Origin of the sequence: Chitinophaga sp. CB10, from assembly GCA_001870995.2 — a bacterium.
Lineage (GTDB): Bacteria > Bacteroidota > Bacteroidia > Chitinophagales > Chitinophagaceae > Chitinophaga.
This window is the reverse complement of record MLAV02000011.1, coordinates 128420-140513: the sequence shown is the minus strand read 5'-3', so window position 1 is coordinate 140513 and position 12094 is coordinate 128420. Positions and strand designations below refer to the sequence as shown.

General features: G+C 48.3%; 16 protein-coding genes. 9 read left to right on the top strand and 7 right to left on the bottom strand.

From position 1 onward, the window contains the following. Nucleotides 1-109: 109 nt before the first annotated feature. The 7 genes from cyoE to BOC67_RS16650 all read left to right on the top strand — a co-directional run bounded on the left by cyoE (nucleotide 110) and on the right by BOC67_RS16650 (nucleotide 4425). Nucleotides 110-985, top strand: a complete 876-nt coding sequence (gene cyoE / locus BOC67_RS16680) for a heme o synthase (RefSeq protein ID WP_291911764.1) — start codon at nucleotides 110-112, stop codon at nucleotides 983-985. Nucleotides 986-1019: 34 nt separating this feature from the next. Continuing rightward, nucleotides 1020-1568: a cytochrome c oxidase subunit 3 gene (locus BOC67_RS16675; protein ID WP_291911763.1), complete on the top strand. Its 549-nt coding sequence runs from the start codon at nucleotides 1020-1022 to the stop codon at nucleotides 1566-1568. Between the two features lie 27 nt (nucleotides 1569-1595). Then, nucleotides 1596-2270, top strand: a complete 675-nt coding sequence (locus tag BOC67_RS16670) for a cytochrome c oxidase subunit 3 (protein WP_291911762.1) — start codon at nucleotides 1596-1598, stop codon at nucleotides 2268-2270. A 67-nt stretch (nucleotides 2271-2337) separates the two neighbouring features. After that, nucleotides 2338-2748, top strand: a complete 411-nt coding sequence (locus BOC67_RS16665; RefSeq protein WP_291911761.1) for a cytochrome C oxidase subunit IV family protein — start codon at nucleotides 2338-2340, stop codon at nucleotides 2746-2748. Nucleotides 2749-2805: 57 nt separating this feature from the next. Continuing rightward, complete coding sequence (locus BOC67_RS16660) at nucleotides 2806-3498, top strand: SCO family protein (RefSeq protein WP_291911759.1); 693 nt, start codon at nucleotides 2806-2808, stop codon at nucleotides 3496-3498. Between the two features lie 78 nt (nucleotides 3499-3576). Next, the gene (locus BOC67_RS16655; protein ID WP_291911758.1) at nucleotides 3577-4149 is read left to right on the top strand and encodes a DUF420 domain-containing protein; all 573 of its coding nucleotides are present in this window, start codon (nucleotides 3577-3579) and stop codon (nucleotides 4147-4149) included. A gap of 60 nt (nucleotides 4150-4209) precedes the next feature. After that, the gene (locus tag BOC67_RS16650; protein WP_291911757.1) at nucleotides 4210-4425 is read left to right on the top strand and encodes a hypothetical protein; all 216 of its coding nucleotides are present in this window, start codon (nucleotides 4210-4212) and stop codon (nucleotides 4423-4425) included. A 72-nt stretch (nucleotides 4426-4497) separates the two neighbouring features. Here the strand turns inward: BOC67_RS16650 and BOC67_RS16645 are convergent, their stop codons facing one another. Further along, nucleotides 4498-5112, bottom strand: coding sequence for a helix-turn-helix domain-containing protein (locus tag BOC67_RS16645; RefSeq protein ID WP_291911756.1), 615 nt, complete (start codon nucleotides 5110-5112; stop codon nucleotides 4498-4500). Nucleotides 5113-5231: 119 nt separating this feature from the next. Beyond that, nucleotides 5232-5756: a protoglobin domain-containing protein gene (locus BOC67_RS16640; protein ID WP_291911755.1), complete on the bottom strand. Its 525-nt coding sequence runs from the start codon at nucleotides 5754-5756 to the stop codon at nucleotides 5232-5234. A gap of 298 nt (nucleotides 5757-6054) precedes the next feature. Between BOC67_RS16640 and BOC67_RS16635 the strand changes: the two genes are divergently transcribed. Beyond that, the gene (locus tag BOC67_RS16635; RefSeq protein ID WP_291911754.1) at nucleotides 6055-7185 is read left to right on the top strand and encodes a chloride channel protein; all 1131 of its coding nucleotides are present in this window, start codon (nucleotides 6055-6057) and stop codon (nucleotides 7183-7185) included. Here BOC67_RS16635 and BOC67_RS16630 read toward each other — a convergent pair. The 5 genes from BOC67_RS16630 to BOC67_RS16610 all read right to left on the bottom strand — a co-directional run bounded on the left by BOC67_RS16630 (nucleotide 7159) and on the right by BOC67_RS16610 (nucleotide 10995). Then, nucleotides 7159-7485 (bottom strand): multidrug efflux SMR transporter, encoded by a 327-nt coding sequence (locus BOC67_RS16630; RefSeq protein ID WP_291911752.1) that lies wholly within the window; start codon nucleotides 7483-7485, stop codon nucleotides 7159-7161. The genes BOC67_RS16635 and BOC67_RS16630 overlap by 27 nt on opposite strands. A gap of 194 nt (nucleotides 7486-7679) precedes the next feature. Next, on the bottom strand, nucleotides 7680-8342 hold the full coding sequence (locus BOC67_RS16625; RefSeq protein ID WP_291911751.1) for a DNA alkylation repair protein: 663 nt from the start codon (nucleotides 8340-8342) through the stop codon (nucleotides 7680-7682). A 2-nt stretch (nucleotides 8343-8344) separates the two neighbouring features. Beyond that, entirely contained in the window at nucleotides 8345-9247 is a 903-nt protein-coding gene (meaB, locus tag BOC67_RS16620) for a methylmalonyl Co-A mutase-associated GTPase MeaB (protein ID WP_291911750.1), read from the bottom strand. A 43-nt stretch (nucleotides 9248-9290) separates the two neighbouring features. Next, on the bottom strand, nucleotides 9291-10340 hold the full coding sequence (locus BOC67_RS16615) for a glycosyltransferase family 1 protein (protein ID WP_291911749.1): 1050 nt from the start codon (nucleotides 10338-10340) through the stop codon (nucleotides 9291-9293). Nucleotides 10341-10374: 34 nt separating this feature from the next. Further along, nucleotides 10375-10995, bottom strand: a complete 621-nt coding sequence (locus BOC67_RS16610; RefSeq protein WP_291911748.1) for an FkbM family methyltransferase — start codon at nucleotides 10993-10995, stop codon at nucleotides 10375-10377. A gap of 315 nt (nucleotides 10996-11310) precedes the next feature. On the opposite strand from BOC67_RS16610, the gene BOC67_RS16605 reads away from it, so the two are divergent. Continuing rightward, on the top strand, nucleotides 11311-11946 hold the full coding sequence (locus BOC67_RS16605) for an LON peptidase substrate-binding domain-containing protein (RefSeq protein ID WP_291911747.1): 636 nt from the start codon (nucleotides 11311-11313) through the stop codon (nucleotides 11944-11946). Nucleotides 11947-12094 lie beyond the last annotated feature (148 nt).

Below are 12094 nucleotides of genomic sequence, written 5' to 3'. Positions count from 1 at the left end.
TATTAAATTTATCTGCCGGAACCTGTTAACTGTGATGTTTGTAAATTTGTCCTGAATTAACATTCAGGACGTGGATAGAAAAAAAATGTTGCAAGAAAACTCCATAAAATTGTCGACATCTTATGCAGTAGCAAGCAAGGTGAAGGATTACTCTCAGCTGATGAAGTTTAATCTCACCTTCATGGTGGTGTTTTCATCCGTGGTGGCTTATCTGCTGGTGCCCGAGGTGGAGTTCAACATTGTAAAAGTTCTTTTATTATTTGCTGGTGGTTTGCTGGTTTCCGGATCAGCCAATACCATCAACCAGATATGGGAAAAGGAAACAGACAAGCTGATGGCACGCACTGCCGTACGTCCGCTGCCTGCCGGCCGTATGACCGAAGGCGAAGCGATCGTCCTGGCAATCATCACCGGTGTAGCCGGTATCCTCATCATGGGGTACTGCTTCAACTGGCTGAGCGCCGGCCTTAGCCTGCTGTCTTTGGTGTTATACGGCTTCGTGTACACTCCCTGGAAGAAATGGAATTCGCTGGCCGTACTGGTAGGCGCAATTCCCGGCGCCATGCCCCTGCTGATCGGCTGGGCTGCCGGCGCTAACAATCTTTCAGAAGGCGGCTGGTCACTTTTCGCTATCCAGTTCTTATGGCAATTCCCGCATTTCTGGGCTATCGCCTGGATCGCACATAAAGACTATGCCAGGGCCGGTTTTAAGCTCTTACCTGCCAACGGTGAACCCAATAAATTCACCGCCCTGCAGGCAGTGATTTACACACTGTTGATAATACCAGCAGGCGTAGCTCCTTATCTGTTACATATCACGGGTAGTGTATCCGCCATCGTTGCGATCGTAGCCGGATTATTTTTCTTCTACAGGGCTGTGAACCTGTACCGCAAGAACGATGTTCCCGCTGCCCGCAAACTGATGTTCGGTTCCTACATCTACCTGACGATCGTGCAACTGGTGCAGCTGCTGGATAAATATTAATCAGAAACAGGAGGAAGTGATGCAAACAATGAGCATGCAACGTAAAAAGATACATCCGCACAAGTATTCTCTGTGGATCGCCATGGGTAGTATTACCATGATGTTCATCGGGTTTACCAGTGCATACGTTGTGAAGAGATCCCAGGCTAACTGGCTGGCATTTGAACTGCCACATATTTTCTGGCTTTCCACTGCGGTGATCTTAACCAGCAGTGTGACCATACACCTGGCGTTAAAGCAATTCAAGGAAAGGAATATGCAACGCTACAAACAGCTGATCACGCTTACCGCGCTGCTGGGAGTAGTTTTTGCAGTCTGCCAATGGTTGGGTTTTTCCCAGATGAAATCTGAAGGATTACCACTCAGCGGCCCCGTTTCCGCATCCTTTATTTACGTAATCGTAGGAGTACACATCCTGCACGTACTCGGAGGAGTAGTTGCCTTACTGGTAATGTTCTTCAGGGCTTACAGAACCCGTGTGCGTTCCTACAGCGCAGTACCTATTGAAGTAGCTGCCACTTACTGGCACTTTGTAGACATACTGTGGATTTACCTGTTGGTTTTTTTAAGTATCGCGAGATAAACTTTGTAAAATTTTATAAAATAAACAATGGATACAGCAGTTACAGCGAAGAAAAAATGGTGGGCCGGAGGTTATTCTCCATTCAATGTGAACTACGGCAAGTTGATGATGTGGTATTTTCTGTTATCAGATGCGTTCACATTCGGCGCATTATTGATTTCATATGGTACCATCCGGTTTTCCAGCCCATCCTGGCCTGATCCGAATGAAGTCTTCAAATCCTTCCCTGGAATGGGACACGCGAACCTTCCGCTGATGTTCGTGAGTTTGATGACATTCATCCTCATCATGAGTTCTGTAACCATGGTACTGGCCGTACACGCCGGTCACCACAGAGATAGAAAAGCAGTAGCTAAATGGCTCACCTGGACCATCATCGGCGGTATCGCGTTCCTGAGCTGCCAGGCCTGGGAGTGGACTCACCTCTACCACGAAGGCGCATGGTGGGGCCGCAATCCTTTCGCTAACGTAGATGGTACTGTAGCCTCTACCAACTTCACCAACTTCTTCTTCACTATCACCGGTTTCCACGGTTTACACGTAACTTCCGGGGTTGTGCTGAATATCGTTATCCTCATCAACGTACTGAAAGGTACCTACGAAGAAAGAGGTCATTACGAAATGGTGGAAAAAGTAGGTCTGTACTGGCACTTTGTAGATCTGGTTTGGGTATTCGTATTCACCTGCTTCTACCTGCTCTAACAGATTGTACTACAAGGTTTATTGACTACTGGAAATTGATTTAAGAATTTTATTAACAGAAATAGAAATGGAACATACTCAATCCTCAGAAATAATTGAACCTGTTCACCACGACTCTTCCACAAAAAAGATCTGGAGAACGTTCTGGATCCTGTTGGGTATCACAGTTGTTGAAGTAGGGCTGGCATTCTTACACCTGGAAACAGGATTTCCTAACAGAATGTTCCTGAACGGTATCTTCATTATCCTGACCTTCTTTAAAGCTTTCTATATCGTAGCTGAATTCATGCACCTCGGTCATGAAATCAAGAACCTGGTAATGACCATCCTTATGCCGCTGCTGCTGTTCATTTGGTTCATTATCGCATTCCTGTACGATGGTCACTCCTGGAAAAACATGAGAAAAGACCTCGCTCCGGGTACTAAAGTAGAAGCGCCTAAAGCACCAGCTGCTGAAGGTCACGGAAAACACTACTAATATTTTTCTTTACATTAAATAGATAGGATCATCTCACGCAGGGCTTTATTAGGAGTAATGTTGGCGATATTGGTGCCACTGACGGGTTATCTGATTGTAGATCACTACGGTAAGAACGTCGTCCCCATCCCGCGTTACTACTCCCCCGAGAGAATCGATACTATCATGACAGACGGCAAAGTCTCTTATGATACGGTTTACCATACCATAAGAGACTTTTCCATGTACAACCAACTGGGGGAAAAGGTGAGCCTGAAGGATATGGAAGGCAAAATCCTGGTGGTGGACTTCTTCTTCACCTCCTGCCCAAGCATCTGCCCTACCCTCACCAAAAACCTGAGATTACTGCAAAGCGCATACATCAAAAATGATTCGCTCCTGCAAATACTCTCCTTCTCAGTGGACCCTGTCAGGGATTCCGTGGATAAGCTCCGTAACTACGGTTACGACTATAAAGTGAATCCTGATAACTGGTGGCTGCTCACCGGCGACAAGAAAGAAATCTATGACCTGGCCCGTCACGACTTCTTCGTTTCCGTAACGGAAGGCGATGGTGGCCCGGATGATTTCGTTCACACCGAGAAAGTGGTGCTCATCGATAAAGACAGGCATATTCGCGGATACTATAACGGGCTCGACTCTACCGATATCAAGCGGCTGGCTACCGATGTGGCCATCCTCCATCTCGCCAAAGAGAAGAAACGGCCCGGATTCGTGAAGTTCCTCAAAGGACTATTCTCCGGAAAATAATATTGCTTAAATAGGTAAGGTGAATAGAGAAAGGGTGTTCACCTTTTCTTTATTCACCTTTCACTTTTACGGAATATCATGAATCTGAAAAATAAGAATCTGAACGTCCCGATAGCAATCGTATCAATTGTTATCCCTGTACTGGTGGCCATCCTTTTTTACATGCCAAAGCCGGATTTTCATCCCGGTTTCGATATCAGGATCCTGCCGCTGTTCCATGCCATCCTGAACTCGGCAACTGCCGTACTCCTGGTGGCCAGCCTCTATTTTATCAAAAACAAGCAGATTAAGGCCCATAAGGTGAGTAATATCATCGCGGTGGCCCTGTCGGTCATCTTCCTGCTTTCCTACGTGACCTACCACTCCATGGCGCCGGAAACGAAGTTTGCCGATATTAACCACAATGGCATCGTGGAAGCCGCTGAAAAGGCAGCCGTTGGCGGCATCAGGTACGTCTATTATTTCCTGCTGCTGACCCACATCGTACTGGCCGCTATTATTGTTCCGTTCGTGCTGTTCACCCTGCTGAGAGCCTTCCAGAACGACATCCCGCGGCACAGGAAAATTGCCAGGATCACCTGGCCCCTCTGGTTCTATGTGGCAGTTACAGGCGTAGTGGTGTACATCATGATTTCCCCTTACTACCACTAATGGAAAATCCGGGGCATGCTCCCGATTCTTTTGTAATTTTACCGTATAAACTAGTAATCGATGAAGAAACTGTGTGTAATAACGCTGATGGGATGGTTACTGACAACGGGTAACCAGCTGATGGCACAGTGTTCTCTCTGTACCAAAACAGCGCAGCAACTCGGAGAAGGCCCTGCCAAAGGGCTGAACAATGGTATCCTCATGCTGGCGGTTACCCCGCTGGCCATCATTGGGTTCCTCGCTTTCCGTTGGTGGCAAAGCAATAAACAGGCTTAAAATAATGAACATACGGCAGGAGGTCCTCCTGCCGTAAATGTTTTAGGTGATTGGTTTTCGCCCGCTCTCTGATCAGGCTTCTTCCAGCCGCATTTCAAAGGAAGTACAATCCAACCGTAATTCAGCCGGCTTTAAGGTCGACTTCATTAAACTGCAGTGATGGCCCTTTTTCAGGGTATAATACTGGCAGTTAAAGCACATGTTTTGTGTGGTGGTCACCTCCTGCTGATTCAGTGAGTAAATCATCTGCATCAGTTGCTCCAGTAACATGCCCTGTTCTTTCGCCGGTACCTGCGCTACACTTTCTTCCAAAGGCAGTGCAAACCGCTCTACTTTCTTCGCTACCGCTTTCCCCTCTTTTACCAGCTGTAAGCTGTGGCTGCGCGTATCAGTCACACTGGCCTTTCTTACAAGATACTTCTTCTGCTCCAGCGATTTAACCGCATCGCTAATAGTAGCTTTAGTCATGTTGAAATAAGACGCCAGCGCTGTAACCGTACGTTTTTCCTCCGGGTAGTGCAACAAATAAGTTAACACCTGGATCTGAATTGGACTCAATCCAAACTGTGTGGCCTCCTGCCAGAGAAGCACTCTAAAGGCTTCTGATAAACGCTCCAAAGCGGCGACAACTTTACTGGACGTATTGTCCGCCTGCTGTTCGGGGCTGAATGTGGATACTTTCCCCATGATAAATTTCGTGCTGTCCTTAATAGTTTGGCGGCAAGGTACAATATTAATATATGGGTGTAAATAGCATATTAGTGACATTACGATCATCGTAGCCACATGATAAGAATACAGCCCTCCTAATTTTTATTAGGATATGCCCATAACGCAATGCTCAGGGTAACGGCTTTAAACCAGGCTTGTTTTACATTCGCCAGCGTGGGGGCGTCCATGCCTGCGGCATGTAAAGCCTCGTTGCCGGCCTGTATCACCGGGAAGGCGAAAGCCGTTAGATACCGCAGCAATTCGGGCTGCAAAGGCTTTAAAGGCCCGGCGTTTTCCGGAACCTGCTTTTCCAGGGCTTCCCACTGACGGAGCCCTCCCCTGTTGCATAACTGCTGCAGCCAGTCGCTAAACCGGGAATGGGCAAACTCCTCCGCTGTGCCAGGTTTGAAGTAGTTGGACAGATAGGGGTCCGCACTGATGTAATCGTACCAGGCGTGCATAATCTGAGCGGATGATGCGTTGATGACCGGCGCGGCAAGCTGCAGGTATTCATCATCCTTCTTTGTGTACAATAGCATCCGTCTTAGTAATACCAGGTCTCTGAAATGCTGATCCGCCGTGTCACCAGGCACGTCGGCAGGCGTGGTTGTGTTTAACATGTCAACTCTGTATTTGAGCGCTCTCTTTGCTTAATACAATATATGATAAGGTTTCCTAACGGCGAAAATTTTTGCAAGTGATTAACAATCAGCGTGTGTGCGTTTGGGTTATCCGGTATGTAATTTTTTTAATAGATTTGAATAACAGCAGTACAATTCTATGTATAACCGGCTTCGTAAATTCAATAGTGTTCATACCCCTGTTTTGGCTCCGGGCCTGCTTCCCGCTCCGGATGCGGCTCCGCAGCAACCCGTTAAACTTATCAGGATATGTTTACGGGCGCTATTTACCGGTTTGATGGGGGCCATTTTTGCCCGGGGCATTGATGCCGCATTTTTCTTCCTGGGCAACCTGCTATACCTCGGCCGGTTCTCCTTCGATTCATTTGATGTGTATTACAGCGGCGTGGGCTTGCTGATGGTCCTGCTTCCGGTTGCCGCCACGGCCCTGTGGCTATGGCTGAAACGCAAAGGCCGCCCCGGTTATCAGCTCAGTCTTATTCCCCTGCTGGCTACCGGCATCCCCTGGGGGATGGACGGGGCAATCAGCTATTTCAACAGTACCTGGATCATACAGGTAAAGGAACGTTTTAAATTAACGGATAAGGAAGTGGAAATACTCACCGTTGCCGCGGTGGGCGGCGCTATCGCCTGGTGCTTCGGGACGCCGGTTGCCGCCGTGGCCTGCTGCCTGGAGCTGTTCCTGGCGGAGATAACCCTGGCAACCATACTGCCATTGCTCATCGTAGTGGCTATGAGCGCCATTTTCCAACTGCATCCGCCATCCTACGATTTACTGGTTAGTAACAGCGACGAATACACGCTGTTATGGCTTTACGGAACAATTGGGATATTCGGCAGCCTCCTCGCGGTATTGTTCAGGAACGTGTACTTATGGCTGCAGCGCAAATCGATCTCTCTCCCCCCAAAAAAACAATGGCTGCTGCTGGCGCCTGCCCTGATCACAGGATTGGCGATATGGTATTACCCCGAGGCCTACGGACCTGGTAATGATTTGCTCGCGCCGCTTTTGCATGGAGGGGTTACCCTTCGGGTAATTTTATTGATTTGTTTGGGGAGATTTATGTGCAGCCTGTTCTATAATAGTACGTCCATGATCGGGACTTCCGTCACCACCCTCCTGGTCATCGGCGCCGCCTGGGGCCTCCTGGTCGGTTTTACATTTCAGGTTTGTAACCCGCACTTACATGTGAGCAGTACGCTGATTGCGCTGGCGGGCATGGCGGCGTTCCTGACGGGGAGTACCCGCGCTGTTCTCACTGCGTTGATATTTACTATCGAAATGAGTCATTCAGCGCAGGTGCTTCCTGCTGTCAGCATAGCCTGTGCGGCGGCGTATGCCACCAACTGCCTGCTGTCGCACCGCCAGATACGGGCGTCGTTATTCGCCCCCGGAAACGAATTTTAAACCTACGATAGAGGCAATCAGCGTAGCGATGAAAAAGATGCGCCACATGGCAACCGGCTCCTTGAAAAAGATCATGCCGGCAATAGCAGTGCCGGCAGCGCCGATGCCCGTCCATACTGCATAAGAGGTGCCTATAGGCAACCCGTTGTTAATAGCTTTATTCAGGAAAAAGAAGCTCAGCGAAATACAGATAATAAAGCTGATGGAAGGCCACAGCTTTGAGAAATTTTCGGAATACTTCAGCGAGATAGTAAAGCCTACTTCAAATAATCCCCCGATGAAAAGGAATAACCAAGCCATAATAACCAGATTTATGAAATGAAAAAATAAAGGATACAGAATAATAGTAGGGAAGCATGGGCGTAGAAAGCCCTGCAGTCAATAATTAGAGACCGTAATTGAAAACTGCGTACGCGATTAATATGCCTGTTGTAAAGGTTCGCATGCCGCAAAGATAACATTTTTTACGGGGAAGAGGTTCAGATGTCCGCAACTTATAACAATCGCAGCGCTTCTCTTTTGCTAAGCGGGGCCAGGGGATGCGCCGCTACAAACTGCTTAACGGCTTCGGGATTGACTTTGGAATATTCCCGCAGGGCCCATCCGATCGCTTTCTGGATAAAGAACTCCCTGGAATGATTGCATTGCAGGATATAACGGAAGAGCGTCTTTTCATCCGTCTGCTGCTTCCAGCCATTCTGGTAAATGATGGCGCCCCGCTGCAGCCATAAGTTGTTGCTGGCGATCCAGCGGTCTGTTATGCCGGCCCGTTGTGCAGGGAATTTTTTGAACCAGGGAGATACCAATGCGCTGAGGGTGTTATCCACCGTATCCCACCAGGATTTTTCCAGTATCATGAATTCGAATAACTGTATGTGCCCGGGCAGGAATTGTTTATGCAGCAGCTGCATCGTATCGATGGCCGCATACTGGTATTCCCGCTGCGGCAGCTCCCACAGGGCTTTTACCAGCGCGGGCATTTCACCGATGGCAGGTAAGCCGTGCGCCGCTTTCAGCGTGCGTTGTATCAGTTTGCGCCGGGGCGATTTGATGCCGAAAAACTCAAACTGATCCCGCATGTATTGCTTCATAACCACCGCTTCGGTAGCATTGGCGGCTTTTTCAAATTCTGTCGTGATCAGTTGGAGGTAGTTCATATTCAGCTTTTGGACCTGATATAACTGTAAAGGTTAAACGAAGAGGATTGTAAGCGCTCTTCAATTTCCTGCTGCAGCGCTTTTTTGCTGATGTCCGTCATACGCCGGTACTGTATCAGCTGATAGGCCTTTTCTGCCAGCAGCAGGGAATGCCGGCGCCGGTTGCCGCTTACCAGTTGCTGATGTTTATCGATCGCCGCAATAATTTCGTGTATGCCTTGCTGTTGGGTAGCGATGGATTTGACCACGGGTATTTCCCATGCATCATTTTGGCGGGTATGGGCCAGGATGCGCAGGTTTTTTACGAATTCGTCCGCGTTGGCCCGGTCAGCCTTGTTTACGACAAAGATATCGGCTATTTCCATCAGGCCGGCTTTCATCGTTTGAATCTCATCCCCGGCTTCGGGCACTACCACCACGATCGTGGTATCTGCAATGCCGGCGATTTCCACTTCGCTCTGCCCTACTCCTACTGTTTCGATGAAGAGGTAGTCGAACCCGGCGGCCTTAACGAGGTCGCTCACCTCGATGATTTTTGGACTAAGTCCGCCGAGCGCGCCACGGCTGGCCATGGAGCGGATAAAAACATCCGGGTTATTATAATGTTGACTCATCCGGATCCGGTCGCCCAGCAGGGCGCCGTAATTGAATGGCGAAGAGGGGTCTACCGCGATAATGGCAATTCTTTTTTCTGCGGCCAGCAGGTGTTGGATGAGCGCATTGACGAGGGTGCTTTTACCGGCCCCGGGAGGGCCGGTAATACCGATTACTTTTGTGGGCGAGCTTGCGGGAAGCGCTTCCAGGAGCGATTCATAGCCGGGGGCGCCGTTTTCCACCAGGGAAATACATCTGGCTAACGACTTTATATCTCCATTTAAAAGGCCGGCTATATATTCCTGCTGCATGAATGACGCTCCTGGTTTCTTACAAAAATAGGATAACGGCGGCTTATTGGCCAAATGTGCGGTAGACTTCCAGGTATTGGGCTGCCGCATTTTTCCAGCAGAAGGAATTTGCGTGCGCGATGATGCTGTCCTGCGGTTGGGCGGACTGGTAGTGCTGCATGCCTTCTGCAAATACCTTTTGCATGGCTTCCGGCTCGAAGGAGCGGAAGTAGTAGGCGGCCGTACCGCCTATTTCCGGTAAGCTGGTTTTATCAGAGAGGAAGACCGGTTTGCCAAAGTGCATGGCTTCCACGGGCGGGATGCCGAAGCCTTCCGCCAGGGAGGGAAATGCAAATGCCGCGCAGTTTTTAAGGTACCAGTATTTATCTTCATCCTTTACCGGGCCGATTACCTTTACGCGGTGGGTTACCCCAAACCGGGCGGCTTCTTCCATGATCTTTTCCAGGTAGGATTCCCGGATGGTGCCGGCAATCACCAGGTCGTAATCATTGTGTTGCAGCAGGCAGGGAAGCACATGAAAATTCTTTTTAGGCAATACAGTGCCGATGGAAAAGATAAATGGTTTTTCAGGCCGGTAGCCGGGAGTATCGTACCCGGGGAACTCAGCTACGTTGATGCCGTTGTAAATTACCTTCAGGGGCTTGTTGCCCAGGTCAATATGTTTTTCCACATCCTGTTTGACAAAATCTGAAATGGCAATGATGTAACGGCTGCTATCCACTGTTTGCTGCACACGCTTCAACAGCTTTTTCCGCTTGGCGGCTGTCTTTTCTTCGTAGAGGAAATTCAGGTCGTGTATGGTGAGTACACGATTGGTTTTTTGGTTGCCGGGTTTGAACTGGGAAGTCTGGTAGGCAGAATGCCAAACGTCGTAACGCTGGCGGTACGGCATAAAGAATTTATGCAGTGATTTTTGCTCCAGGAATTTAGCGCCCGGGCCAAAATCCGGTTTGTTCTTAAAGTTGGCGAAGAAGGTGAGTTCTTCTGTAGGTTGCAACTGCCTGAGCATGGCTTTCCCCAGTTCCAGGCAATAGGTATGCAAGCCGGTGTTAGGGTATTTCATTCTCTCACAGTCGAAGACGTAGTGTGCCATAGTGTAATAGTCGTAGCTGTAGTTCTGTTACTTATTAGTTTTTGCAAGCAAATAGCATATAGCAGTGGTTATGAAGGGTGTTTCTGCTACAGGTATAACCCCTGCTTTCAAGATACTTTTGCAAAGATTCAACATTTCTTTGATGTTCGTCCAGGTTATGGACCTCAATGATAATTTTTTTTACAATTTGCCACACATATTCCGGCGATTCGTAGATAATCGGGTATTCGCTGCCTTCGCAATCCACTTTGAGCAAATCCACGTGGGACAGCTGGTTTTGACGCAGGATCTGGTCCAGGGTAATCGCTTTAACGGTAACATGGAAGGTATTATCGCGGTCAAAGTCCTCGTAGATGGAGGCGGTCACGGAGTTGGATGCGCTGGTTTCCACAAACAGCTCCACTGATTCCTGCTCCTGGCCTACTACGGCGGCGTGGTTTACGGCCAGTTTGCCTTTCAGGGCAGGATTGGCGTCGATATGGTACTTAAATAACTTATAGTTCGCTTCAATTGGTTCATACGCGATGGATCTGGCGTTTGGCAGATAGTTAAACAGGAGCAGGTTGAAGTAGCCGGCATTTCCCCCGATATCGATCACCACCGGCTGCTGCGGCAGTTGCTTTACCAGTGAATCGATCCGGTAGACGTCGTCCACAAAAATTTCCTTGAAAACAAGATATAAAGATTTGTAGGGAGTACGAAATCTCAGGCGGTTTTTCCGGGTAATAAATTCAAGAGATTCATATCCATCTTTAAATTTCCTGCTCCAATAGAGTGGCCAGTTCCTGATTTTTTTAATCAGTGATGAGTAACGAGTCAGATTGTTTGGCATTGGCTAGGTCAGATTTAAATTTTTACGAAAAACCTACAATATATAAATACTTGTCGTGACAGTAACGATTTTTTTATGATATGTATTTTAGCCTAAAAATGCTATCCAAATATTGGTGATATTTAATAACTTGTTGCAATGACAAATTTTATTCCCATATTTCCTTTGGGCATTGTGGCCTATCCGGGGGAACAGTTGAACCTGCACGTTTTTGAGCCAAAGTATAAACAAATGGTGGCGGAATGTGTAGCGGAGGGGAAGCCATTTGGCATCCCGGCGGTGGTGGAAAAAAAGGTCATGGAATATGGCACCCTGGTGAAGGTGGAGAAGGTGGAAAAGCTGTATGATAACGGGGAGATGGATATTGTTACCCGGGGCGAGCGGGTGTTCAGGGTGCTGGAGCTCGTCCAGCAAATTCCGGATAAATTGTATGCCGGCGCTATTGTGAGCTATCCGCAGAACGATATGTCGGTAAGCGACCGCCTGCGGGAGGAAGTGTTGCACGGCGTCCGGGAGCTGCATGCCATATTACAGGTGCATAAATCTTTCTCCAAACCGGATATAGAGCTGATGTCCTATGACGTGGCGCATCACGCAGGCCTTTCATTATCAGAGGAATACAACATCCTGCATTTATTTTACGAGGTGCAGCGGCTGGAATACCTGAAGCAGCACCTGCATAAAGTTATCCCCATGATGGCGGAAATGGAGCGCCTGAAGGAGCGGGTAAAACTCAACGGCCATTTCCGGAACCTCTCCGCCGGAGATATTTGATAAATTTTATGCAGATGATGATCTGGCAAGGATTTGCGGAGAAAAATCGGCCAACTTTAACGAGGTTTTAACAGGGCTTAATTTGGTTTTTTTTGCTTCCCGCCTTAAAAATTAGATATTTGCAGACCCATAATTAATCTGATAACGG